Origin of the sequence: Sphingobacteruim zhuxiongii (assembly GCF_009557615.1) — a bacterium.
Taxonomy (GTDB): Bacteria; Bacteroidota; Bacteroidia; order Sphingobacteriales; family Sphingobacteriaceae; genus Sphingobacterium; species Sphingobacterium zhuxiongii.
In genome coordinates this window covers 3,146,497-3,172,347 of the sequence record NZ_CP045652.1, presented here as the reverse complement: position 1 = coordinate 3,172,347, position 25,851 = coordinate 3,146,497, and the positions used below count along the sequence as shown (strand labels likewise).

Genomic DNA, 25,851 nt, shown 5'->3' with positions numbered 1-25,851 from the left:
GAATGCTTGATGAAGGCGTATTGCCAAATTTCAGTTATGATCTAGATTTTGCCTCTGAGCCTCCGCGCTTTTCAGCGACAGCGCCATGTCAATCTTTTTCTAGTTCCCTTTCAAACCCCATTCAAAACCCTTTCTTAATCGCTCCGAAAGGCATGAGCAAGGGGATTGAAATGGGTGTAGAGAAAGGATGAGTACTAGCAATACTGATAATTCCAATATCGGGTAGACATTCGACTGATTCGAGTTGTTGTTGCGGTGTCAATTACGTTAATTTTTTCGTAATTTCGTTGGACATGAATACCCAATCCATTTTAACTGACATCAAGAAAAAGAAGCTTAGTCCTGTCTATTTATTGCATGGCGAAGAGCCTTATTTTATCGATCTAATTTCGGATGCTATTGAACACCAAGTGCTGGATGAAGCGCAGAAGGGGTTTGATCAATCTGTTGTGTACGGTAAGGAAACTGATTTCTCGACGCTAATTAGTATGGCGAAGCGCTATCCGATGATGAGCGATTATCAAGTGATTATTGTAAAAGAAGCGCAGAATTTAAAATGGAAAGATGATGAATTATTACAGAAATACTTAGAGCATCCAACTCCAACGACGGTATTGGTTTTTGCGCATAAGTACAGTAAGTTCGATAAGCGGAAAAAGTCCTATAAAACCTTGGACAAGGTTGGCGTCGTGGTCGAATCAAATAAGCTATATGAGGATAAAGTTTCTGGCTGGATAAATGAGCAATTGAGTGCTGCCGGGCGAAAGATACATCCACAAGCCGCAGCAATGATGGCTGATTATCTCGGAACGGATCTTTCCAAAGTGGCCAATGAATTGGAAAAATTGATGCTAAATGTATCCGCAGAACAAGAAATTAGTGCTGCAGATATTGAGCGTAACATCGGTATTAGTAAAGACTTTAATGTGTTCGAATTGAATACCGCATTGTCAAAACGTAATTCGCTTAAAGCCTTTCAAATAGTAAATTATTTCGCTGCAAACCCCAAATCAAATCCTATTCCTGTCGTTATTGGTTCTTTAGGTACTTATTTTACGAAGATTCTTAAATATCATTATTTACCAGATAAGACCTCTGCAGCGGCGGCAAAAGCCTTAGGTGTTCATCCTTTCTTCGTTAAAGAATATGAATACGCTGCGCGGAATTTCAACCGAAGAAAGACATTCGATATTATTCACTTAATTAAAGAATACGATTTGAAATCCAAAGGAATGAATGTAGGACCTATGACAAATCATGGGGATTTGATGAGTGAATTAATTTATAAAATATTAAACTAATCCGGATGAAACTAAAGCCAGTTTTTTCTATTTTGGCGCTCTTATTATTGATGGCGAAGCCTAGTTTTGCACAACGTGAATACTATACCCTATTGCAAGGAGGAGCAAATATTGGCGTGAAAAATCCAGGTTTTGATGGTAACTTTAATGGCTATTCGCTACATTTTATTTTCGGGAGAAATTACAATGAACGTGCTTTTCTAGGAATTGGACTAGGAAATGAAGTGCTCCGAGGGGATTATAAATTTTCTGAACCGAAGGAAGGTCAAGACGGAAATCTTAAATACGATCGCAATCTATTTCCAATTTTTATCGATGCACGATTGCCTTTCGCTTATATTGGAGATGTTTCACGTGTTGGTGCGCTAGCTAATGCGGGCTACGCAGTTAGACTCGGCGGAATTTACGATAAAGGAGCTATGGGAAAATTAGGCTTGTTCTATCTTTATGATAACGAAAAGCGGACTAACTTTACCATCTCTGCAAGCTACGCCTATCAACAATTGAATTACGTCGCATTTCGGGAGAAAATGAATCATCAAAGTCTCAATTTGTCCGTAGGAATTTGGTTAAAATAGCAACTCTGCAATTTAGGAACTAGCTCTGGTTGTTTGCAACAGCATAGTCAAGTCGTTAGGTTCAAAGGAATTCTTTAAATATAAACAAGAGAGGCTGTCCAAATATGTTTGGACAGCCTCTCTTGTTTATGTATGCGACACTTGTGCCGTCTATCTACTTTTCTAGATGACAAGTACTAGTGAGCACTCAGGTTCTTTTTCTTTTCTTCGTCGAAATTTGCTTCAAGCTCGGCAAGTTTCTTTTTACCGTATGCTAGTCGGGTAATTACAACGAACAATACTGGAACAAAGAATATAGCTAAGAATGTTGCTGCAGTCATCCCTCCGAATACAGTCCACCCAATTGTTTGACGTGAAACTGCACCCGCGCCAGTCGATAGCATTAATGGAATAATACCTAGAATAAAGGCCAGCGAGGTCATGATAATAGGGCGTAAACGAAGCTTCACCGCGTCTAATGTTGCGTCGACTAAGTTCATCCCTATGTCTACACGTTCCTTCGCAAATTCTACAATTAAGATCGCATTCTTCGCCGCTAAACCAATAATAGTAACTAAACCAATCTGCGCGAAGATGTTATTATCCAATTTAGGCAATAAGGTCAATGCGAGAATCGCTCCAAATACACCTAATGGAACCGATAACAGAATCGAGAATGGTACTGACCAACTCTCGTATAGCGACGCTAAAAGTAGGAATACGAATAGGATACAGAGTGCGAAGATCTGAATGGTCTTGCTGCCGGATTGTTTCTCTTGAAGAGAAATACCCGAGAACTCGTAAGAATAGCCGTCCGTTAAAGTTTGCGCAGCCACTTCTTCCAAGGCTTTGATTGCGTCACCTGATGAATATCCCGGCGCTGCTTCTCCAGAAAGTTGAATAGAGCGGAAAATATTAAAGTGGTTAACAATCGATGGGTTTGTAATTAGATCATAACGAACTAAGTTGGTAAGCGGTACAGGTTGCCCTTTCACATTCTTAACATATAGTTTGTTTAAATCTTCTATATGCATTCTATAGCTTGTATCAGCTTGCGTCACAACGCGGAAATTACGTCCGTATTTCGTGAAGTCATTTACATAGCTACTACCCATATAGGCAGAAATAGTGCTATAAATCGTATTTAAAGGAACACCCATTCTTTTCGCCATCTCACGATCTACATTCAACTTGTAATTCGGCGAATTACTGTTAAATAGGGTATAAGCCATGCCAATTTCAGGACGTTGATTTGCAGCTACTAAGAACTTGCCAATCATCCCTTCGAATTGTTTAATATCGACAGTCTGTCTATCCTGTATTTCCATGGTGAAACCGCCGGATGAACCTAATCCTGGAATCGGAGGAGGCGTCGCAGCGATTACCGATGCTTTCGTATATCCGCGATATTTGCCCATGATTGCACCTGTGATATCACTTACTGTTTTTTCACGTTTCTCCCATGGATGGAGGGAAACGAATAAACTGGCACCGTTTGGTTTTGCAGACCTATTTAACAAGTTCATACCATTGATGGCAGTCACATATTGAATCTCAGGGAAGGTCTTTCTCAAGTCTTCTGATAATTCCTTCAATACAGCTTCTGTACGCGCACTTGACGCGCCTTCTGGAAGGTTCACTCCCATAAAGAATATACCTGCGTCTTCGGCCGGGATAAAGCCCGTTTTTTTATTGTTAAACATTAATCCTGTGCCGACAAATAGACAGACTAGGAGAATCATTGCCAAAGGAGCGGCTTTTATTACTTTCTTAACACCCTTAGAATAGCGATACGTTACTTTATCAAACCAGATATTGAATTTGTAGAAAAACTTATTAAGACCTTTAGAATCCTTGTGGATCGCTGTCGGTTTCAACATAATCGAACATAATGCCGGTGTTAATGATAGTGCGATAAAGGCAGATAGCATAACAGATACAGCAATGGTTATGGCAAATTGTTGGTACAATTGACCCACCATTCCTGGAATAAATCCTACTGGTACAAATACTGCCGCAAGAATTAGCGCGATGGCAATTACTGGAGCCGTGATATCTTTCATCGCATGTCGTGTTGCTTCCTTTGCATCCATTTTGTAATGGTCGATATAATGCTGTACGGCCTCCACGACGACAATGGCATCATCCACAACGATTCCGATTGCAAGTACGAAGGCAAGCATCGTCAAGTTGTTGACAGAGAAACCAAAGAGCGTAAAGAAGATAAACGTTCCGATAATGGAAACAGGAATCGCTAATAAAGGAATTAACGTTGCTCTCCAGCTTTGTAAGAAGAAGAATACAACGAGCGTAACGAGGATTAGGGCTTCAATCAACGTGTGGATAACGGAACTGATAGACGCGTTTACAACGGACACGGTCTCGTACGCTACGACATAATCTACACCTTTAGGGAATGACTTTTTCAATTCCTCTAATGATTTATAGATACCGTCGGCCGTTTCAACTGCATTACCTCCTGGTGTTTGGGAAATCATCATACCAGATGTTGTTTCTCCATTCACTTTCGTTGTAATACCATAGTTAAATTGTCCCAGTTCAATACGAGAGACATCTTTTAAGAGTACAATCGAACCGTCTGTATTTGTTTTTACGACAATATTTTCAAAATCTTCGACCTCTTCTAAATCTGAATCTAAGATAATAGGGTATTCGAATACTTGTGCATTTTCTTGCGGACGTGCACCAACACTACCCCCAGCCATACGTGAGTTCTGCTCAGCAATTGCTGTACTGACATCTGACGGTGTTAATCCTAAATTAGTCAATTTATTAGCGTCTAACCATACGCGCATAGCGAATGGTTGACCAAAGGCTTGTACGTCTCCGACACCTTTGACACGCAATAAAGCGTCTTTTAAGTAAAGATTGACATAGTTTGAAAGGAAGTTTGCGTCACGTGATCCATCCGGTGATGTCAAAGAAACCATCATCAAAATGTCGGTGTTGACTTTACGTGTAGTTACCCCTAAGCGTCGTACTGCTTCCGGTAATACTGGTTCAGCGATACTCACGCGGTTCTGAACGTCGAGCGTTGCAATGTCAATATCTGTTCCTACTTCAAAGGTGACCGTAATACGAGAACCACCGTCTGAAGTACTATTTGAACTCATATAAATCATCCCTGGAGTACCATTAATTTGGCTCTCAATCGGGGTTGTAACTGTCTTTTCTACCGTTTGCGCGTCAGCACCCGTATAGTTTGCCATCACGGAAACCGTTGGCGGCGCAATATTGGGGTATTGACTGATAGGCAAGGTCGTGATGGAAATAGCTCCAATGATAGTGATCAATATGGAGATAACCATCGCGGTTACCGGTCGTTTTATAAATACTTCTGAAATCATTATGTATGTATATGTTGGAAACTAGCAAATATTATTTCTTAGGTTGAGCAGTGGCATTATCGTTCTCGACAATTTTTGCTCCTTGTTTTAATGCGGCAACACCGTCGACAACAATGCGTTCTCCCAATTGAAGACCACTTGCTACAACCACTTTGTCACCAAGCTTTTGACCTAAAGAGATTTGCTTCAAGTCTACTGTACTGCTGTCATTAACCGTATAAACTGAAAATGTTCCTAACTGTTCGAAAATTGCACGGTAAGGGATAACCATTTCTTCATGAGCTTTTGTGCTCGCAACGTTCAAGGTCAAGTTTAATCCAGCGCGCAACGTGTTCGCAGGGTTGTCAAAGGATGCACGCACCTTTAATGTTCCAGTTTGTGGGTCAACTGCACGGTCAATGGTCGAAATACGACCTAATGAACCATAAGTACTTCCGTCAGGCAATGTTAAATTAATAGTAGTTGATGTTTTTCCAGCCTGAAGACCTGTGAATTCAGGGATCTCTTTCTCATTAATTTGGAACTCTACTGCAATTGGATTGGTCGAACTTACCGTATTCAATAGGGTAGTACCTGCACTGACTAATGCACCAGAACGCACTTGAGAAATACCAATATTTCCAGAAAATGGAGCCACAATTACGGAGCGTTGAAGGTTTGTCTTAGCAGTTGTTAACGCAGCCTGTGCCGCTTGAACTTGTGCTTTTTGATTATTAACGTCCGTATATGCGTAATCTAGCGTTTGTTTTGCGATCGCATCCTGATCTGCTAGTTTTTCATAACGTTGCAAGTCTTTTTCCACACGGGCAAGATTTGCTTTAGCAATCTCCACATTCGCGCGAGCTTGATCTACAGCAGCGGTGTATCTTACACGATCAATTTCGTAAAGACGCTGACCTTTGCTGACATAAGCACCATCAGCAACATAGATATTGGTAATATAACCAGACACTTCCGCACGAATTTCTGTTTCTTGTAACGGAACGACATTGGAAGGGTAGGAGCGAATGCCTGTTACGACTTCTTGAGATACAACTGCTGTTGTTACAGGTGTTGCTGGGGCCTGCATTCCAGGTCCTGCATCCTTTTTCTCCGCTTCTTTGTTTCCACATGCTTGTACAAATAAGCCAGAAGTTAGTAATAGTGCTGTGAATATGTGATTTCTCTTCATTATATCAATTATTAATAGTTGGTTGATTAGTTGCTAATATTTACTGTTCCTAGTGCTTTTTGAATATCTAGTTTACTTGATAACACAGCATATAATGCATTCAAGTAATTTAGTTGGCTCGTTTTAAGATCTGTTTCTGCCGTCATAAGTTCTAAATATGTCTTTACTCCGGCATCATATTGAAGTTTGATGGTATTGTACACTTCTTCGGATAAATTCATGTTCTCTTTTGCGTTTCTCCACTCATTCATATTAGCGCGGTAGCCTGCCATTGCAGCTGAATATTGAGCCCCTATCTGGTTCTCCAAGTTCTCCATTTCTAAATCTAATCTCGACTCTTGTAATTCAGATTTTCGGATTTCCTGAACACGTTTTGTTCCCTGGAATATTGGAATTGAAAGACTCAATCCTACGCTAGAGTTGGGGAAGTTATCTTTGAATAAATCCCCAAATTGGTTGTTGCGATAGTTTAATCCATAGTTTGCAAATGCACCTAGACGAGGAAGGTAATTCCATTTTTGGTACTCTGTATTTAATTTTTGGAGATTCTTAACTGTTTGTAGTTGTTTAATCTCTACACGATTCGCATACTGCATTAACTCGGTCGTATCGAGTAGGATATTCGATTCCATATTTTGGTTTTCGAAGGATAAGCTAATCGGCGCTGATGGATTTAATCCCAATAATGTTTTTAGATAATCGTATTTATAGCGACGAAATTCGTTTGCGGACTTCAATTCTGCATTAGCATTGTTCAAAGAAATTTGCGCACGTTTGTAATCCGTCTTATCCACAAGTCCTGTTTCATAACGAGCGTTCGCTTCTGTATACTGTCTTTGTAGGCGTGCAATATTCTCATTGATGATATTGATTTGTTCTTCACTAGTAAGAATATCATAATAAGCTTTGCTCACATCAACGACCGTATTAATACGAGTACTCTCAATATTTAGGTTGTTTTGCTCGCGAATAAATTTGGACGCTCTTGAAGCCTGAAATAAACCTGGGTTTATGATTGCTTGATCAGCTTGTAATACCATCGATGCGGTATTCTTTTGCCCCATCGTGATGTTTTGTCCATTAATATTGGTTGTCGGTAGTTGAATATTATGGGTGTAACTACCTGAAGCGTTAATCTGTGGAAACCAGCCGGAAAGTGCGGAAGCAATTTCTCTTTCTCCAATTTCTTTGTCAATTTGTGCTTGTTTAAGCTCAATCTGGTTGCCTAATGCATAGTTAATCAGCTCATCTAATGTCGCATTGCTATTCAATGAATTAGCTTGCTGCGCTTGGCTAATCCCAACTGTAGCACATGCTACCGAAAAGAATACTAAGATGTCCTTAAAATTTAATCTCATGTTTCTACTTATAATTTAACGCCGTTCCAAATAATTTCTACTAATTGATTCATTTCCTCTTCCTGTATTTCCTCTTTAGTTATGAGGCTGTTACGGAAAAGGGAGATTGCCCCTCCGAGATAGATCGACAATATTATTCGAACATTCAAATTCTTTAAATGTTTCTCTCGAATACCCTCATCAATAAAATTAATGAGCTTATTGCGTTCTGCTTTCTGGCAGATCACATTACTTCGAACTTCCTCATAAAATGGGGAGCCATAAAACTGTTCTAAAAATCCAAAGATTTCGATATGCTGTTGGTAAAATCGAATCCAACGCTTCCACACCATAATGAAGCGTTCTTCGAAAGCTTGGTCTGCAGTAATTCCGCAAAATACCTCGCTATTCAATTTCTCTTTACAATACCAGTATAGCTCGATGATTAAATCTTCTTTGGAGGGAAAGTAATGATATATAGAGCCCACGGCCACTTTGGCCTCCTTAGCAATCATACTCATGGGAGTCCCGTGAAAACCATAATGATGGATTAGGCTGAGCGTGCTAAGGAAAATTTGCTCTCGTTTGTCTGTTAATTGAATGTTCATTCGGTGCCAAATGTAGGCATTTTATCCCCGTAGATTTGTCAAATGTTCGTTATAATATGCTAAAGCGATTGAGCAGTACTTAATTCTAATGTTAATAAATTGTTAATTTTTACAAAAAGACTTGACAGGTGTATCTTTTACACTTACCTTTGTAGTATCATAATTTAGGTTTATAATTGGTTATTAAAGGTTTTCATTCTCCCCGTTTGAAAACCTTTATCTTTTTAAAGAAACCACGTTTTTGACCCACTCAGCCCATTTTTCTAGATGTTTCATCCTTGTGTAGTACAAGCGTACTTTTTCTGTTTTTGGTGATTTTTGCTAAGTGTAAAACTATTTATAGGCACTATATAAATTCGATAATAAAATATTTTTCTTTTTTATAGATTTTGATTTGGACGGATTTATTCCTGGAGATTGCTATTTCTAGCGTTGATCATAAAAAAAAAGGTCTTCGAAATTTCGAAGACCTTTTTTGCGTTGAGATACCTTACTAGTCACAATCCTTTAAATATTTTTCAATTTCTTCTCGAGTAAAGTGTGTTTTACTATTTCCGAAATAGGTCGTGACGTAAGTCAGCACATAGGCGATGTCGGTACTATTCATTTGTGGTACACCAGGCATCGCTTGATTATATTTTTCACCATTGATTGTGATTTCTCCTGACATACCATCTTTCACAATGCATGCGAGCTTATCGCGGTTGAGGTTTAGAAACATGGTGTCGTTAAGCGGGGGGTAAAGTTTTCCCAAACCCTCACCATTTGCACCGTGACAATTTTGGCAATTCGCGGTATATACTTTTTGACCGTTAGTCGCATATTGCATGGTCTCTACACTTAATCCCGATTGACAGGAAAAAAGGAAGTATAATCCGAGGATTAAACCTAAAATCAAATAAGTGGATCGTTGGAGCATTACTTGTATTCGTTTAGAATAACGTCTAAATCTTCCAACAGTTTGTTGACTTGTGTCTCATCGGTTCCGTCATAAGCACCGCGTATACGCTTTTCAGGATCGATTATCACCAAATAACCTTGATGATCGTAGCCTCCTGGTACACTTGCATCTTCTTTGGCATAAACTAAGTATTTGTCAGCCATCCCGTAGATGTCTGCTTTTGTGCCATTGACAAATTGCCACTGGTCATTATCTACGCCTAACTTATTTGCGTAATCCTTCAGAATATAGGGTTGATCGTATTTAAAGTCGATACTGTGTGATAAGAACGCGATTTTCTCATTTCCTTTGTATTTTTTATAGGCCTTTAGCAAATTGCGTTGCATCGTTGGGCAAATACTTGGACAGTGCGTAAAGAAGAAATTAGCAACATAAATCTTCCCTTTGAAGAAATCTTGCGTCAATTGCGCACTATCTTGGTTTAGAAAGCTAAAATTAGGTATTGTTTGATACAGGGTATCAACGATCTTTTTACCATCTACTTCTTTTTCTACAGGCGTTCGTTCTCCATAAATTGGTAGTTTACGTTCGTTTGATGAACAGCTAAATAAACCACTTAAGAGTATTGAAATTAAGGTAAAGCCGAATAATTTATTCATTGCGCTTTATTAGTTAAAAGGCGTTAGCGATTTGTTGATTTGACCATTTACAGATTCGAATTGTTTTTGCATAATGGTTATCTTATCTAGTTCTTTTTGTTGATAAGTTTCATCTGTGCTAGTCGCATCGTAATCTTTCATCCAAGTCATCATATTATCCGTTGCGGCTTCGATGCTATCTTTTAAACTTGTCAATTCAACGCGGGCAGCCGTAGTATCTAAATCTGCTTTCAATGTTTTTATATCTGCCAAATGAGCAAGTATTGAGTCAATTTTAACAGTCGTTTTATCAAACGTTGAAATTTGAGGCATGATTTCATCGTGTATTCTGATGGCTTCAGCACCTAGCTTTTGATTCTGTGTCTCCTGATTATTTTGACAAGAAACACTTATCATACTAATACCTAATGCAATAAAAGCTAAATTTTTCATGTGATATGATTATTGTTGTGTAGAAATAGCCTCGTCAGAAGCTTTTTGTTTGTAATAATTGTCGAAATCAAAGTCTAAATTACGGATATAGATTTCATTATGCGCTACGGCACACAGGGTCCCATCCTTGTCATAAACATGCGTCGCAAAAGTTTTAACGACCTTTCCGTGCGTCCGAATGGATTCGAGCGCTTCCTGAAGAACAGCTTCATCTAATCGAATGCTAAATTGAAGATTCGTACGTCCAGGTTTTCTATACTCAATATGTGCCGTTTTCAGCCATGCAACGGTACGTAATATACCTCGATGCTTGAAATATTGATCTAAAAGAATAGGGTAGAATGGATCGATTGCAGAAAAGATGGTACCTCCGAATATAGTCCCGTTCGAATTGATGTTGAAAATACTCTTGTTTATCTTGAGGTCGGCACCTAGATAGTTATCCAAGATTGTTTTCACCCAAATCCGTTGGAAGAAGAAGGGCGGATAAAGTCTTAGTGCCCATTTCATGGTTTTCGGAGATAATCTCATGGCGCAAAAATAAGGCTTATTTACAAGAATATTTCCTTTTTAATTGTAATAAAATCTTTTAATTAGCCATCATCATGCTTACTTTAGTACTATGACTAACCAAGCCCCTATGCACAAGAATGTATGGATATTGGTATTCGTGGCAGCCCTCGGATACTTTGTGGATATTTTTGATTTAATCATCTTTTCAATTGTCAGGATTCAATCCTTTACGGATATTGGAGTACCGCCAGAAGAGATGCGGAGCAAGGGAGAATTTGTCCTCAATATGCAAATGGGTGGTTTACTGATCGGTGGTGTTATTTGGGGTGTTCTGGGGGATAAATACGGTCGAATAAAGGTTCTTTTCGGATCGATTCTGATGTATTCGATCGCCAATATTGCAAATGGATTCGTACAGGACGTCACAAGTTACGGGATCATTCGATTTGTTGCAGGTATTGGGCTTGCTGGCGAATTGGGAGCTGGTATCACTTTAGTCTCGGAAGCGATGCATAGAAGAAAGCGCGGATACGGAACAATGATTGTGGCAGGAGTAGGTGTTTTAGGCGCTATACTAGCTTATTATATTTCGGAGTGGTATAGTTGGCGTACAGCTTATTTCGTTGGTGGAGGGATGGGATTATTGCTTTTACTGATGCGTGTTGGTGTCTTTGAGTCGGGGATGTTCAACGAAATGAATGATAAGAAGATCGCGAAAGGGCAGATTTCGATCCTTTTCAATAATAGAGAGCGATTCACTCGATATTTATACTGTCTATGTATCGGACTCCCAATTTGGTTTGTCGTCGGAGTATTAGTGACTCAGGCTCCAGAGATTGGACAGGCCTTACATGCTGAGACGGTATTGAGTGCTGGAAAAGGAGTGATGTTTACCTATCTAGGGATTTCCCTTGGCGATTTTATGGCGGGTTTGATAGCGCAGGTATTCAAATCTAGAAAAAAGGTAGTTTTGGTTTATCAGTTAATTATTCTCCTGTTTTCTTGTATTTATTTGTTGAGACAAGGGATAACAGAGACTGAATTTCTGTGGTTAGCTTTTTTCATGGGCATTGGAGTTGGCTATTGGGCAACATTTATTACGATTGCTGCTGAACAGTTCGGAACGAATATTCGTGCAACTGTTGCGACTACTGCACCCAACTTTGTTCGAGGAGCGTTAATTCCATCAACTATACTCTATGGCGTTTTCGTGGATTGGTTTGGAATAATTTCGGCAGCAATAATCATGATTATACTGCTCTCAGGAATCGCAATATTCGCTTTAAGCCGGTTAAAAGAGAGCTTTGATAAGGATTTGAACTTTATTGAAGAATAGGAATACTATCGGTCGGGACAATTTTTACAGCGTTTGCCTCGTTTGTACTTCTTACAGCATTTTTTGAATACAACTTCCCCATGATCCTGAAATGGATTATGGCCTTTGCTTTGATCAAAGGGAGTAGAATCGATTACCGTTAAGCGTATCATGCTTTCAAACATAATACAAATATAGATAATTTAGATTAATTAAAAATAACTAGTAAATTCTTTGACGTAATTCTGATGCAATGTCATTCGTAAAACTCTGAATAACCGCCGGTTCGTCAGTGTTGTTATGAATCACTAAATCACAAGTCTCTCTAAACGGTAACAGGTATTCATTGTAGGAGGGAACAACGTGGTTTATCCATTTATACATGACATCGTCGTGATCATATCCACGTTCAACTAAATCTCTACGTAATCTACGTTCAAGCGCTATAGACTCTTCAGCATCAAGAAAGACGCGATAATCTAATAGCTGATTGATTTCTTCGTAGTGAAATATAAATAAACCCTCGACAACTAAAATATTGGCGGGCTTTATCTCTAACATCTTTGGCTTTAAAGCTGGATTGTTAAAGGTATATTCTTCTTTATAGACAGTTTTTCCATCAAAGAGGTCTTTGATGTCTGCATAAAATGCATTTCTGTCAATTGAAGTTGGGAGATCAAAATTGTAGAGCCTATTCTCTTCTTGCGTTTTTGTATTTGCGGGTATATAATAATCATCTTGAGAGATCAAAGTGATTTCACTCGTTGAGAAATGATCTAAAAAGCTTTTTAAGAAAAAGGTTTTACCCGAACCACTGCTTCCTGCTATACCTATTACGTAAGGTTTATCCATGCTTACTCTTAATTTTCTATTGGAGCGCCGTAGGTAATTTCAATTAAGAAACGTTTGTCAAATGCACCGATATGTGATGCTGCTGACTTTGAAAGAATAACAATAGCATCTCGGCTGTCTGCCGTATCGGAGAATTTTCCTACAACTTTCGCAAAGGTAATATTTTTCGTCAAAGGATTTGTAATCTTTAGTATAGTTCCTACGGGAGCGGTACGATGTAATGCAAGATTGCTCTTGCCTTTGGATTCGAGATTGTCCATCCATATTCCTATCCCTTTTTCTTTTTTCTCACGAATTCCATATCGGTTTGTTTCGAATTCAATCTCCTGTTCGCGATTGACGTCAGGAATCGGTAATTCAATTGGTTCGCGTGGGATAGGTTCCGTTTGTACGGCGATCTTGCCGTCTGGGATCTTCAATGTCTGTCCTTCACGAACAATATCTGAATTCAGGTTGTTCATCGCTTTTATGCTTTCGACATTAGTCGCAAATCGTTGCGCGATAGAATAAAGTGTTTCATTGGAACCAACTTTGTACTGCGTAAGGACTTGTCCTGATTGTGGCGTTGGATTATTTGGAACAACAGCATTATTTATTTCTTTAGTGCTGTCTTTTTTCGCAGCTGTCGGTTCGGCAGTCGTCGCAGTTGATGGGATGCGTACAGAATCTCCCGGGCGTAAATTTTTCTGATTGTTGGCTGTCATGATCGCTTTAACCGGTACACCGTATTGGCGACTCAATTGGTAATAAGTATCCTTGGCAGCAACAGTGTGAATAATAAATACCTTTCCGTTGATCGTTTCTGTTTTCTGGCTATTTGTTGTTTGTGCCTGCGCGGTTGCCACTCCCATCAATACAAAACACGTTGAATATATAATAAGAGTCTTTTTAAAAGACTGCAATTTGTATGCTTGTTTTTTCATTTAATGCAATTATACTAAATATGAAATAATATTCCGCTTATTGAATGACATAAAGAATAGTTGTCTGTCAATCTGAAAATAGGGTTGCGGAATCAATTTATCCATATCTTCTATTATGACTTGTCGGTCTAGTTTGTGGTTTAAATCACTTAACGTTAAAATGAGATTTAAATTATCTTCATTTCGAACATGATAACACCAAACGTAATGCTGGCAGCATTTGCTGAGCCATAATGGGCCTTCGATTTGCTCATGACTGAGGAAATCTGGCTTCGTAGGGTACGTAATAGGATAAAGGATTTTATTGTTTGCAAATTGGAAATTCTTGTCGATAGCTCTGCTCTGTTGCCCTGTTCTAATATCAATGACAATAGTTTCACCTCCAGAAATTGAACGATGTCTCGCATGGATGATACCCTCGTAGACGTCCAGCAATATATATTCGTAGCTGGAATATACTATGCGCTCAGTTGCTATTTCAATAATTTGTATACCTTCTTGTGTTGGGTTATGTTCGCCGATTCGTTTCAGGATTAAGTATCCGTCTTGGATGGCATCAAGTGTCCATTCTTTCGCTTCGGCTGTACAAGGAGCCTTAATAATCTTTCCATCGAAATCAAAAACAGAGAAAGAGGCAATTGTAGAGTTAACATCACGAGTCTCCACAGCAATCAAGGATTGGACTGGGTCAATCTCGATTTTCCAGATATTGGCTGGAAAGCTTCGTTCAAAAACTTTATTTATTGTATATTTAGTCATCCGATGATCTATGCTGATCGGTGATAAAATTATTTATATGAACAAATTTACAAAATACATTTTAGGTATTATCGTCATTTGTTTAATGACTATAGCGAATAGCTATGGCCAATCTGTCTACACTGTGAAAATTAAGGATGATATCGGTCCGAATTCATGGCGAACATTGAAAAATGCATTGAAAGAAGCGAAAGCAAATAAGTCAACCTTTTTTTTATTGGAACTAAATACCTACGGTGGGGCATTGAATTTTGCGGACTCTATGCGGACTGCATTGCTAAATGCAGCTCCAATGAAGACTATTACCTACGTGAACAATAATGCGGCGTCTGCAGGTGCTCTAATCTCACTAGCGACTGATTATATTTATATGCAAGAGGGTTCTAGCTTTGGGGCCGCTTCAGTCGTAAATCAAAATGGTGAAGTTCTACCGGAAAAATACCAATCTTATATGAGGGGCTTAATGCGTGCTACTGCAGAGGCAAAAGGACGTGATCCAAAAGTTGCCGAGGCCTTTGTAGATCCTAGTATTTCGATTCCAAACTTGAAAGAGGATGGTAAACTATTGACCTTAACTACACAAGAGGCAGTGAAGATTGGTTTGGCAAAGAAGGATGTAAAGAGTCAAGTAGATGTTTTTTCCGATTTACAAATTACAAAGCCGGAGGTTAAGATTCATCAAACAACTTGGGTAGATGCAATCATTGCCTTACTGATCAACCCCTTGGTCAGTGGATTATTGATTATGGGTATTATCGGTGGGATTTATTTTGAGTTGCAATCTCCTGGAATTGGCTTTGCTTTAGTGGTCGCGTTAATATGCGCAACACTTTTCTTTGCTCCATTATACCTACAAGGATTAGCAGATCATTGGGAAATTGCCATCTTTGTACTAGGTGTCATTCTGCTGGTCTTAGAAATATTTGTGATACCTGGTTTTGGTGTCGCCGGAATTTCAGGAATTATATTAGTACTTTGCGGCCTTGCGTTTTCCATGGTGGCTAACAATTATTTAGATTTTAAACTTGCACAACCCGGACTTCTGATGAATTCATTTATTATTGTCATTGCTGCGATGGTCGGGTCAATTATACTCGCCGTTATTTTTGGAAAAAATATATTACAATCTTCAAGCTTTAAGAAGCTCGTCTTAGAGGATGAACAACGCGCGGACGTTGGATATACATCTTCAGTACAAAAGTCTAATTTGATTAACAAAGAAGGAATTGCGAAGACTGTACTCCGTCCTAGTGGAAAGATTGAAATAGATCAGGTATGGTATGATGCTGTCGCTTTGGATGGCTTTATCGACGCTGGAGAAGCAGTATACGTTGAGAAGCATGAAAATTATAATCTGTTCGTTCGCAAGTTGTCCGAACGTAATGCTTAAAATGAAAAGCGGCAATAGTTTATTCTTTGCCGCTTTTCTTTTTAAATGTTCTTGCTGTTTTTTCTCTTCAACATACTTCCCAAAAATACGATGAAGACGCCTAAAATAAATGTTATAAAAATACTATATAAGAGTTTCCAATAAACGGCTTCCGTAGGGTGTTTTTTGTTGTACAGATACCAAGTCACTCCGAACAAGACCATTGCTCCAAGAGAGGTTAAAATAAACTTTTTCATTTGAGAATAATTTAATGCTGAAATAAAAATAACCAATAGTTAAATATATTGAATATTATCTATTTTGAATACTATTGTATTAGCATTGATACGCAAATGATTTATCGTCATTTCTGTAAAGAAAAAGGGGCTGTCTAAAAAGGTCTCTTAAAGAAAGAACCCCGTCATTAAAAAATGGCGGGGTTTTTCTGTTTTTTTGTCCTTAAGATTTTGTATCTTAAGGTGCACCCAAAAAAACAATATGGCAAACATACAATTCAAAGCGCTTCCATCCAATAGTCCGAGTCTATTTCCTGAGAATATTTTAGATCGTATTCCAATGAACCATCCGGTTCGGTTGGTGAGTCAGGTTGTTGATCAGTTGGATCTAGATCATATTATCCGTCAGTATAAAGGCGGAGGCACCACTAGTTTTCACCCTAGAATGCTCATTAAGGTGCTGTTCTACGCCTATTTAAGCAATATCTATTCTTGCCGAAAAATTGAGCGCGCCTTACAAGAGAACATCCATTTCATGTGGCTTTCGGGCAATAGCACACCTGATTATCGTACGATCAATTATTTCAGAGGAAAGCGTCTTAAAGGACAGATACAAGAGCTGTTTGCAAGTATCGTTCGTATGCTGCATGATATGGAGTATGTTAGCCTGAAAGTTCAATATGTTGATGGTACCAAGATCGAGTCGGTCGCTGGTCGTTATACGTTCGTTTGGAAGAAATCGGTCGAGAAGAATAAGGTAAAGTTAGAAGCAAACATTGCTTCGGTTCTTTCGGAAATCGAGGCTCAGATCGCCCAAGACCAATCTTCATTAGGGCATCAAGAAGTTAGCAAGGCCATTGATAGCAGTCGGTTGAAGGAAAAGATCGAAGCGATCAATGCCAAGTTCAAAGGAGCCAATAAATCTACTGATAAGCAGCTTAAGAAACTTGAAGAGGACTATTTGCCTCGACTAGAGAAATATGAAGAGCAACTGGAAGTACTGGGAGATCGCAATAGTTATAGCAAGACCGATACCGATGCTGTGTTTATGCGGATGAAAGAGGACCACATGAAGAATGGCCAGCTTAAGCCAGCCTATAATACCCAAATCAGCACCGAAGATCAGTTCATCACCCATTACAGCATCCATCAAACAACTGCCGACACCACAACCCTGCCGGAACATTTGGAAGGCTTTGAGTCCCATTACGGAAAACAAAGCGAACAGCTTGTAGCAGACGCCGGTTATGGTAGTGAACAGAACTATGAATTGATGGAAAAACAGGGCATAACTGCCTTTGTCAAGTACAATTACTTTCATGTGGAACAGAAGCGCAAGCATAAACAGGATCCTTTCTCGGTACAGAATCTGTATTACAACCAGCAAGATGACTATTATGTATGTCCGGCCGGACAGAAGCTCAGCTATATCGGTCATGCAACCAGAGTTAGTACCAATGGATATACTGCCCGGGTAAGCTGTTATCAGGCTCAGCGATGCGAAGGCTGCCAATGCGCAGTGGGTGCCATAAAGCAAAAGGCAATCGTATTATTGAAGTGAACCACAGGCTTGATCAGCTCAAGGCTAAAGCCCGAAAAAGACTGCTATCAGAAGAGGGAATGTACCATCGAAGCAAGCGACCCATAGAAGTGGAAGCTGTTTTCGGTCAGATGAAAAGCAACAACAAGTTTACCCGGTTCACGATGAAAGGACTGGAGAAAGTCGCTGTAGAGTTCGGTTTGATGGCCATTGCTCATAACCTCAGAAAATGGGCAAAAAAGTGGGCAAACGATGTCTTGTTTCGAAATGGTTATAGCGATAAAACACTATATACGATAAAAATTGGAGTCAGGAGCGTTAAAACCACAAAATATAGACTTACTGCTTAAAACTCAAAAATGAAAACAGTAATGGAATCGCAAAAGCTATAAAACAGAAGAAGGTGCCTTTTTAGACACCTTCTTTTCGTTTATATAATTATCGCTGGTATTTTAAAACTTCGCTCCTAAAGTTAAAACAACATTCGTTCTCGAATTCTTCACTTCAGCTGTCGGAGGGGAACTTAGCCACAGATTTGATAAGCCATATGGACTACTATCGTAAGTCAATTTTTTAAACTGTATGGCTGCAATATCAACATAAAGAGCTTGATTAATGATATAGCCAAGACCTATGCTTGTCATATGATCAGCAGCATTTACACCCTTAAATGGGCTGCTAAAATAACGGTAACCTGCTCTTCCGCTTAAACGATCGGTAAAGATTATCTCACCGCCTAGTCGAAAGTTAAACGCACTCTTATAGTAATCTTTAATATCGTAGTTCATATCTGACTCGAAACTGAAATCAGTAACTTCAGTAGAAGTTTCTTGGTATTGAATGCTACTATAATCGACAATTTCAAAATCTGCGGAAATTAGTCCACGTGAAAAGAATTTTGTCAAACCAACAGAAGCTTTCAGAGGAGATATCACGCCATAATCATATGAAGTTGAAGAGACATTAGAGTTGTAAGTAGGGTGGAGTTTAGTACTCGAATTTTCATCTTGATAGTAATCAGCTACTGTTTCTAGATTTCGTTCTTCCTTAACTGTTGTCCAAGTAGGGGAGACGATATGTAAACCAATATTCCAATCCCATGTAGGTTTAAAAATCATACCAATCGCAATATTGACACCTGTTCCACGAAGACTGTTGTCTTCATAATCCGTTAGATCGTAGTTGATGTCCGTATATTTATTCTTTTGATGTGTTGGATTTAGAAAGCCGGAATTAGGTCCAGAGTCTGGTCTGATTTCATCTGGGGTCTTAGTCCATCCTGTTTCATAAACACTGTAGTTACGGTCGTACTTGTAACTAACTAAACCTAAGCTACCACCTAAATAAAATCTGTTATTATAATTTCCTCCAAAAGAAAGCGTTGTTTTTGCTTTATACCCGCTACTCAAAACATCTACTTGTTGAGATTTTGGGTCTTTTTCCAAAACAGTAGGGAAGTAACCTAGTGAAGGATCACTAAAGCGCTCCACTAAATTCGAACGGCTGAAATCCGAAGCGAAGTCTGCAAATTCATACATTTGGTCGGATAGGTATTGCACCAAGGTATTTTGATCATTTACACCTGAATACACCAAACGATCGTTTAAATTATTAGTACGATCGTAACTTACCCCAACATTTAAGTTTTGCCAACCGTAACCTCCATTTGCGGATGGAACGTGAAGTACGATTCCTACATTTTCTAATCCAAATTTTCCACTGTTCTGATTGGTGCTATTACCAAAGTAATTCGTTTTGTTATTGTTGTTCAGGTAATTGACGGAGACTGAAATGTCCGATTGTCCATAAAAACCTAAACCAGCGGGGTTACCACTAATTGAGCTAATATCACCCCCTAATGCCGTGTTTACACCACCCATACCCTTGAATCGCGCACTACCAGTAGTTACATCTTTGGATACATCATAAACATAATTTAGAGTGCTTTGAGCAAATACGTTAAACATGCCCGCGCTAAGAGCTAATAAGCTTAAAGTAAGTAGAGATTTCTTCATTATATGAATTGACAGGTCTATTTAAAAGATATAGCCAATATAAAAGGTTCTATATTGGCTATATCAACTATATTATATTAATTAACGTCTTGATCCGCCGGATGATCTTGATGAACCTCCACTCGCACGACCTCCGCCGCCGCTAGTTCCCATGCTGCTACCGCCTGAAGATCCTCTGCTGAAACCACCACTACTAGATGATGGACGACTAGAACTTCTATCAACGCTACTACCACTTGAACGTGATGGTGTTTGACGCGTAGAACCTTGGTTTCTACTGCTCGGAGTCCTATTGATTGTACCTTGCGATCTTGTCGCTGGATTTCTCTCAACAGTTCCTTGTGATCTTGTTGCTGGATTTCTTGTTACCGAACCATTGTTGCGATCAGTTCCATTTCTGTTAATCGTGCCCTGAGAACGAGATGATGATGTTCTTCCTGACGATGATGTTCTGTCAACTGTAGAACCTCTATCTACTCGGCCAGAGTTACGATCGCTTGACGTTCTATTCGCACTGTTTCGGTTGCTCGCTGCACGACCTGTTACAAATCTACCGCTTGCATCTCTCGATACATAGCTGCGAGAAGAGTTTGCACGTTGACGAGCCGCTACGTCGTTACGATTCGATGCTACACGACGGTTTCTATCATTGTAGTTGTTGTAATAGCCTCCGCCATAACCGTATCCATAGTATGGGTTGCCCCAATGGCTGTAGTAGCTATTATATCCCCAATGGTTTCCGTAATAAGGCCAACCGTATCCATAACCGTAACCATAATATGGGCTACCCCATCCCATGCTCCAGTAAGGACTACCCCAACCAAATCCTACAGACCATCCGAAGCCTGAGTTCCAGCCAAGGCCAAAACCGTTGTAGCCATACCATGGATCGAACCATGGGTCGTAATACATCATACCCGGAGAGTTATAATAGAATCTATTGATACGGTTTGCATATTCCAAATCATTTAATGGTTCATAACCACCTTCTGCATAAGCGTCATCACTATAGTCATCTGCATAATATTCAGCATCTGTTGTAGTGCCTTCAGCTGTCCCATCAGTGTAATAATAGTCTGGGCTTTGGTATACTTGTCCTGCATCACGATTGTTGTAGACATCATCCCGATAAACGGTACGGCTACTTGTAGAACAAGAGCTAATCAACGCTAGTAATCCTAGTGCCGCTCCTCCTAAAAATATCTTCTTGTTTTTCATGTTGCTAAAACAGTTAAAATTCGATTTTACGTCTTTAATTATTATCTTAGACCCGGCAAAGTGCCCAGGGTTTAATCTGCCAATCAAATTTACAAATAATTTTTCGTAAAGGTATAGAAACCCTCCTCAAGGGCATTAAAGCAGTATTTTTGTTTAGTAAATAATAGTTATTATAGAATGGGTAAAGGAATTACTAGCCGTAGCGAAGATTATTCGCAATGGTACAATGATCTAGTTATTAAGGCGGATTTAGCAGAGTATTCTGCAGTTAGAGGATGCATGGTGATAAAACCATACGGTTATGGCATCTGGGAGCGAATGCAAGCCATTCTAGACAAGCGTTTTAAAGAAACCGGCCATTCTAATGCTTACTTCCCTCTTTTTATTCCGAAATCATTCTTCTCGAAAGAAGCTTCACATGTTGATGGTTTTGCAAAAGAATGTGCAGTTGTAACGCATTATCGTTTGAAAAATGATGGTAATGGCAACATTATCGTGGATGAAGACGCAAAACTTGAAGAAGAGTTAATTGTTCGTCCAACGTCTGAGACTATCATTTGGAATACTTATCGTGGTTGGATTGAGTCATATCGTGACCTTCCAATTTTAGTAAATCAATGGGCGAATGTCGTACGTTGGGAAATGCGTACTCGTCTTTTCTTGAGAACAGCAGAGTTCCTATGGCAGGAAGGACATACGGCTCACGCAACAGCAGAAGAAGCGATTGCTGAGACGGAACAAATGTTGGATGTATATGCCGAATTTGCAGAAAAAATCCTCGCAGTCCCAGTAGTTCGCGGTAGAAAAACAGAGAATGAGCGCTTCGCAGGAGCTTTAGATACATATTGTATCGAGGCATTAATGCAAGATGGAAAGGCTTTACAAGCAGGGACTTCTCACTTTTTGGGGCAGAATTTTGCTAAAGCATTTGATGTTAAATTTACATCTAAAGAAGGTAAATTGGAACACGTTTGGGCGTCTTCATGGGGCGTTTCCACGCGCTTAATGGGAGCCTTAGTTATGGCGCATTCTGATGACCAAGGATTAATCTTACCTCCTAAATTAGCTCCAATACAGGTTGTGATCGTTCCGATTTACAAAACTGAAGAGGAGAAAGCTAATTTAGATGCTTATGTGGATGGCTTATCATCTGAATTAAAGAACTTAGGTGTCTCTTTAAAATATGATGATCGCGATACCCAACGTCCAGGGTTTAAATTTGCAGAATGGGAATTGAAAGGTGTTCCATTGCGTGTAGCAATTGGTGCTCGTGATATGCAAAATGGAACTGTTGAATTAGCTAGACGCGATACGCAAACTAAGGAAACCGTAGAACAAGCTGGCTTGGCTGGTAAAATTCACACGTTATTAGATGAAATTCAAGACAATATCTATCAAAAGGCTTTAAAATTCCGTGACGAGCACATCACTGAAGTGAACTCTTATGATGAATTTAAAACATTGTTGGAAGAAAAAGGTGGTTTCTTGAGTTGTCATTGGGATGGAACTGTTGAAACAGAAAAACGAGTTAAAGAAGAAACTAAAGCAACCATCCGTTGTATCCCTTTGGATGCAAAAGAAGAAGAAGGAGTCTGTATTTTTACAGGAAAGCCTTCAAAACAAAGAGTATTGTTTGCAAAAGCATATTAATATATGATGAAACACCTACTGATATTAGGATGTGGCTGGTTTGCTGAAGAGCTTGCTAAGCTATACCAAAGTAAGGGGTGGCAAGTCTGGGCAACAACAACTCAGCAAGAAAAATACCATCGCTTAAAAGGCGATGGTATTTTTGCTTATACCCACAACTTTGATGATGAAGCTGAACTCGATTTACCGTTTGAAATTCGATTTGATCTCGTGTTAAATTCAATCCCTGCAACATCAAAAAATAGTATAGAAGATTTGGGGTTCCGTTTCTATCAGGTATTCAAATTACTAAGTACGATTTCCTATGATCGACATTTCTATCTAAGTTCTGTTGGCGTTTATCCTGATATTGACGCAATATTTGATGAAAGCTATGCCGACGAAGAACAAATGATTTCCAGGTTGAGATTGGCAGAAAAGCGTATGCAAAGCCTCCCTTCAACAACCGTTTTTCGTCTAGGAGGTTTATTTGGTAAACAAAGAATCTTCGCCAAATACTTTCAAAATAAAGTGGTAACCACTGGTGATCAGCCGGCAAACTTTATTCACCTGGACGATGTTTTGGGATTGATCGAAGCTGCAATTGACCAACATATTTCTGGAGGAATCTACAATGTTGTTTGTCCGGAACACCCTTCGAAAAAGGAAGTCATTATGCGTTCTGCGCAAAAGTATTTACTCGAATATCCTGCTGGATTTGATCCAAAAGAGAGGTTTCAGAAGATTATAAATGGAAGTAAACTACCTGCATTACTCAATTATACCTATAAATATCGATCACCGTTAGATTTTTGATAACTTAGTAACTTTTAAATTTATACACTATGTCTTATAAATTCGCAACCAAGGCAATCCACGCGGGGCAACAATCTGACCCTACGACTGGTGCCGTGATGACCCCTATATACCAAACTTCTACTTATCAACAAAAAGCACCTGGAGATCACAAGGGCTTCGAATATTCAAGAGGTACTAATCCAACACGTAAAGCTTTAGAGGACTGTATGGCAGCTTTAGAAAACGGGCAGTTCGGCCTTGCGTTTTCGAGCGGAATGGCAGCTACTGACTGTGTTTTACGTTTATTGAAACCTGGCGATGAGGTTGTTACTGGAGATGATCTTTATGGTGGTTCTTACAGAATCTTCACTAAAGTATACGAACCGATGGGGATAAAATTCACCTTCGTCGATACCTCTGATGTGGATGCCGTCCGTAATGCAATATCGGATCAAACAAAATTAATTTGGGTAGAAACTCCAACCAATCCAACATTAAAATTAGCAGATATAGAAGCGATAGCTCAAGTGGCTAAAGAAAAGCAAGTTCTATATGTTGTCGATAATACATTTGCTTCACCATACTTACAAAACCCTCTAGATCTTGGTGCTGATGTCGTCATGCACTCTGTGACGAAGTATCTTGGCGGACACTCAGATGTTGTGATGGGTGCTTTGTTGATGAATGATGAAGATTTATATAAGCGTCTATGGTTTTATTATAACGCTTGCGGTGGTACGCCAGGTCCACAAGACGCGTTCCTTGTCTTACGCGGTATCAAGACTCTGCATTTGCGTATGAAAGCACACTGTGAGAACGGTCGCAAAGTAGCCGAATACCTCAAGGACCATCCAAAAGTAGAAAAGATTTATTGGCCAGGCTTCACAGATCATCCCGGACATGAAATTGCCAAAAAGCAAATGCGTGATTTTGGCGGAATGGTATCTATTGTGTTAAAAGGAGCCGACCTGAATGAAACGTTTAGAATCGCGTCCCAATTTAATGTATTTACATTAGCGGAATCTTTGGGCGGAGTAGAATCTCTAATCAATCATCCAGCGACGATGACACATGGGTCAATACCGAAGGAAATACGAGAGAAAGTCGGCGTAGTTGACAATCTTCTTCGTTTATCTGTTGGGGTGGAAGATGCAGAAGATTTGATCGCAGACCTTGAACAGGCGCTATCTCGATAAATAATTGTAATAATTATTTTAATTAGCACATAGAACTTTGTACATTTGTGCAGCTTTAACAAGGATTTTAACATTATGGAAAATACAACTGTAGAAAGACCAGCAAAACATACGGATAATAATGCAAACCGTACAGAATATTATGTTTCTTTAACAATCGCTATCGTAATCGGTTTAATTGGCGTATTTATTCGTTTTGTACCAGATGTAATTACTTCGCTAAATCAACTAGGTTCAGTTTTCTCTTGGATTGCAAACATTGCAGTTCTTGTTGCAGCATTCTTAGCCTTTAAAGTAGTTTTTGCGATTTTAGGTTTTAGCAAAAAATAGTTCTTAAGAACTTATAAAATATTTGGAAAACGCTTAGGTATAATACCTAAGCGTTTTTTTGTTTATTAGACTTTATTATCTTCTAAATATAAACAGGGGAAGTGCTTTATTTTTAATAACCCTTCTGGAATTCTGTATGCTATAAGGAAATCCTTCAACATGTGTCGATAACATATCTATTCAATATTCCTATTTTAAATCATATCGGGTTTAAAGCTCTGTAGTGAGGTTGGTGAGAATAGGAGGGGATTCTTATCTGGAATGCACATTCCAAATGAAAAGGAGTATTCATATCTGTGTAATAGGGGGAATATTAATTTCCAAAATACAATGAACAAACAAAAAAGCCGGTTATTAGCCGGCTTTTAATATCTAAACATCTAAGATTTAATATCTAGTTCAAGATAGACCATGTAGACCAAGGAATTCTAGAAAGGATAAAGATTAATCCAAGGATGTAAAAAATCAAAACTGTTTGATTTGCTTTCTTTGCGTCAGCAATCTTTTTCGCTTTTGAATAGCCCATTGTAATTAATACAATGGCGATAATCATCATTAGCGGGTGTTCTAGAAAGTAAAGTCTAGAAAGACTGTTTTTCATGTTCTCACCAGAGAAACTTGAAAGGCCAAGCGGAGAAGTAAAATACAATACTGCACCGATAACCAATTGTAAATGGGCAGAAATAAGACCGATTAATGCAATTTTACGATTGTAAGCTTTGTTTCCAGCGTAGTTTACAAGGGTAATAACGATCGCAATGATCAGTGCTATTAAAAGCACCACAGCAAGTGTTGAGTGTAAATGTTTCATTCCTGTAAGCATA

24 protein-coding genes and 1 pseudogene are annotated in these 25,851 nt (G+C 39.1%); 10 read left to right on the top strand and 15 right to left on the bottom strand.

The annotated features are described in order from the left end of the window. The first annotated feature begins 2 nt into the window (after window positions 1-2). From GFH32_RS13385 to GFH32_RS13375, 3 genes are all read left to right on the top strand, one after another. Window positions 3-191 (top strand): hypothetical protein, encoded by a 189-nt coding sequence (locus tag GFH32_RS13385; protein ID WP_153512070.1) that lies wholly within the window; start codon window positions 3-5, stop codon window positions 189-191. Window positions 192-293: 102 nt separating this feature from the next. Then, a complete protein-coding gene (gene holA, locus GFH32_RS13380) occupies window positions 294-1,301 on the top strand; it encodes a DNA polymerase III subunit delta (RefSeq protein ID WP_153512069.1) in 1,008 nt (335 codons plus the stop codon). Window positions 1,302-1,306: 5 nt separating this feature from the next. After that, window positions 1,307-1,879, top strand: a complete 573-nt coding sequence (locus GFH32_RS13375; RefSeq protein ID WP_153512068.1) for a hypothetical protein — start codon at window positions 1,307-1,309, stop codon at window positions 1,877-1,879. A gap of 176 nt (window positions 1,880-2,055) precedes the next feature. On the opposite strand, the gene GFH32_RS13370 is transcribed toward GFH32_RS13375, so the two are convergent. From GFH32_RS13370 to GFH32_RS13335, 8 genes are all read right to left on the bottom strand, one after another. Further along, entirely contained in the window at window positions 2,056-5,226 is a 3,171-nt protein-coding gene (locus GFH32_RS13370; RefSeq protein WP_153512067.1) for an efflux RND transporter permease subunit, read from the bottom strand. 31 nt (window positions 5,227-5,257) lie between these two features. Beyond that, window positions 5,258-6,397 carry an efflux RND transporter periplasmic adaptor subunit gene (locus tag GFH32_RS13365; protein ID WP_153512066.1) on the bottom strand — a complete coding sequence of 380 codons (1,140 nt, stop codon included), beginning with the start codon at window positions 6,395-6,397 and terminating at the stop codon, window positions 5,258-5,260. A 26-nt stretch (window positions 6,398-6,423) separates the two neighbouring features. Next, a complete protein-coding gene (locus GFH32_RS13360; RefSeq protein ID WP_153512065.1) occupies window positions 6,424-7,755 on the bottom strand; it encodes a TolC family protein in 1,332 nt (443 codons plus the stop codon). A gap of 8 nt (window positions 7,756-7,763) precedes the next feature. After that, the gene (locus tag GFH32_RS13355) at window positions 7,764-8,342 is read right to left on the bottom strand and encodes a TetR/AcrR family transcriptional regulator (protein ID WP_153512064.1); all 579 of its coding nucleotides are present in this window, start codon (window positions 8,340-8,342) and stop codon (window positions 7,764-7,766) included. Between the two features lie 493 nt (window positions 8,343-8,835). Next, window positions 8,836-9,261 carry a c-type cytochrome gene (locus GFH32_RS13350; protein ID WP_153512063.1) on the bottom strand — a complete coding sequence of 142 codons (426 nt, stop codon included), beginning with the start codon at window positions 9,259-9,261 and terminating at the stop codon, window positions 8,836-8,838. Continuing rightward, window positions 9,261-9,902, bottom strand: coding sequence for an SCO family protein (locus GFH32_RS13345; protein WP_153512062.1), 642 nt, complete (start codon window positions 9,900-9,902; stop codon window positions 9,261-9,263). Before GFH32_RS13345 ends, GFH32_RS13350 begins: the two co-directional genes overlap by 1 nt. Before the next feature lie 9 nt (window positions 9,903-9,911). Then, window positions 9,912-10,334 (bottom strand): transposase, encoded by a 423-nt coding sequence (locus tag GFH32_RS13340; RefSeq protein ID WP_153512061.1) that lies wholly within the window; start codon window positions 10,332-10,334, stop codon window positions 9,912-9,914. A 9-nt stretch (window positions 10,335-10,343) separates the two neighbouring features. Continuing rightward, window positions 10,344-10,844: a hotdog fold domain-containing protein gene (locus tag GFH32_RS13335; RefSeq protein ID WP_228384140.1), complete on the bottom strand. Its 501-nt coding sequence runs from the start codon at window positions 10,842-10,844 to the stop codon at window positions 10,344-10,346. 112 nt (window positions 10,845-10,956) lie between these two features. Here GFH32_RS13335 and GFH32_RS13330 point away from each other — a divergent pair, with 112 nt between their 5' ends. Beyond that, the gene (locus tag GFH32_RS13330) at window positions 10,957-12,183 is read left to right on the top strand and encodes an MFS transporter (protein WP_153512059.1); all 1,227 of its coding nucleotides are present in this window, start codon (window positions 10,957-10,959) and stop codon (window positions 12,181-12,183) included. Window positions 12,184-12,384: 201 nt separating this feature from the next. On the opposite strand, the gene GFH32_RS13325 is transcribed toward GFH32_RS13330, so the two are convergent. Genes GFH32_RS13325 through GFH32_RS13315 form a run of 3 tightly spaced genes read right to left on the bottom strand, consistent with a single transcriptional unit; the run spans window position 12,385 to window position 14,696 of the window. After that, on the bottom strand, window positions 12,385-13,014 hold the full coding sequence (locus GFH32_RS13325) for a uridine kinase family protein (RefSeq protein WP_153512058.1): 630 nt from the start codon (window positions 13,012-13,014) through the stop codon (window positions 12,385-12,387). Window positions 13,015-13,022: 8 nt separating this feature from the next. Beyond that, the gene (locus tag GFH32_RS13320) at window positions 13,023-13,937 is read right to left on the bottom strand and encodes a LysM peptidoglycan-binding domain-containing protein (protein ID WP_153512057.1); all 915 of its coding nucleotides are present in this window, start codon (window positions 13,935-13,937) and stop codon (window positions 13,023-13,025) included. A gap of 9 nt (window positions 13,938-13,946) precedes the next feature. Continuing rightward, window positions 13,947-14,696 carry a hypothetical protein gene (locus GFH32_RS13315; protein WP_153512056.1) on the bottom strand — a complete coding sequence of 250 codons (750 nt, stop codon included), beginning with the start codon at window positions 14,694-14,696 and terminating at the stop codon, window positions 13,947-13,949. 37 nt (window positions 14,697-14,733) lie between these two features. Here GFH32_RS13315 and GFH32_RS13310 point away from each other — a divergent pair, with 37 nt between their 5' ends. After that, complete coding sequence (locus GFH32_RS13310) at window positions 14,734-16,086, top strand: NfeD family protein (protein ID WP_153512055.1); 1,353 nt, start codon at window positions 14,734-14,736, stop codon at window positions 16,084-16,086. A gap of 41 nt (window positions 16,087-16,127) precedes the next feature. Here the strand turns inward: GFH32_RS13310 and GFH32_RS13305 are convergent, their stop codons facing one another. Further along, complete coding sequence (locus GFH32_RS13305) at window positions 16,128-16,322, bottom strand: hypothetical protein (RefSeq protein ID WP_153512054.1); 195 nt, start codon at window positions 16,320-16,322, stop codon at window positions 16,128-16,130. A gap of 241 nt (window positions 16,323-16,563) precedes the next feature. Between GFH32_RS13305 and GFH32_RS13300 the strand changes: the two are divergent. Then, window positions 16,564-18,083: pseudogene (locus tag GFH32_RS13300) on the top strand (IS1182 family transposase); the annotation flags it as partial. A 210-nt stretch (window positions 18,084-18,293) separates the two neighbouring features. Here the strand turns inward: GFH32_RS13300 and GFH32_RS13295 are convergent. Continuing rightward, window positions 18,294-19,856 (bottom strand): hypothetical protein, encoded by a 1,563-nt coding sequence (locus GFH32_RS13295; RefSeq protein ID WP_153512053.1) that lies wholly within the window; start codon window positions 19,854-19,856, stop codon window positions 18,294-18,296. A gap of 81 nt (window positions 19,857-19,937) precedes the next feature. Next, window positions 19,938-21,074: a hypothetical protein gene (locus tag GFH32_RS13290; protein ID WP_153512052.1), complete on the bottom strand. Its 1,137-nt coding sequence runs from the start codon at window positions 21,072-21,074 to the stop codon at window positions 19,938-19,940. Between the two features lie 177 nt (window positions 21,075-21,251). Between GFH32_RS13290 and proS the strand changes: the two genes are divergently transcribed. From proS to GFH32_RS13270, 4 genes are all read left to right on the top strand, one after another. Then, on the top strand, window positions 21,252-22,724 hold the full coding sequence (proS, locus tag GFH32_RS13285) for a proline--tRNA ligase (RefSeq protein ID WP_153512051.1): 1,473 nt from the start codon (window positions 21,252-21,254) through the stop codon (window positions 22,722-22,724). A gap of 3 nt (window positions 22,725-22,727) precedes the next feature. Continuing rightward, window positions 22,728-23,519 (top strand): Rossmann-fold NAD(P)-binding domain-containing protein, encoded by a 792-nt coding sequence (locus GFH32_RS13280; RefSeq protein WP_228384139.1) that lies wholly within the window; start codon window positions 22,728-22,730, stop codon window positions 23,517-23,519. 29 nt (window positions 23,520-23,548) lie between these two features. Further along, on the top strand, window positions 23,549-24,697 hold the full coding sequence (locus GFH32_RS13275) for a cystathionine gamma-synthase (RefSeq protein ID WP_153512050.1): 1,149 nt from the start codon (window positions 23,549-23,551) through the stop codon (window positions 24,695-24,697). Window positions 24,698-24,772: 75 nt separating this feature from the next. Then, window positions 24,773-25,027: a hypothetical protein gene (locus GFH32_RS13270; protein WP_153512049.1), complete on the top strand. Its 255-nt coding sequence runs from the start codon at window positions 24,773-24,775 to the stop codon at window positions 25,025-25,027. A 394-nt stretch (window positions 25,028-25,421) separates the two neighbouring features. Here GFH32_RS13270 and GFH32_RS13265 read toward each other — a convergent pair whose 3' ends face one another. Continuing rightward, window positions 25,422-25,838, bottom strand: a complete 417-nt coding sequence (locus GFH32_RS13265) for a hypothetical protein (RefSeq protein ID WP_153512048.1) — start codon at window positions 25,836-25,838, stop codon at window positions 25,422-25,424. Window positions 25,839-25,851: the final 13 nt, after the last annotated feature.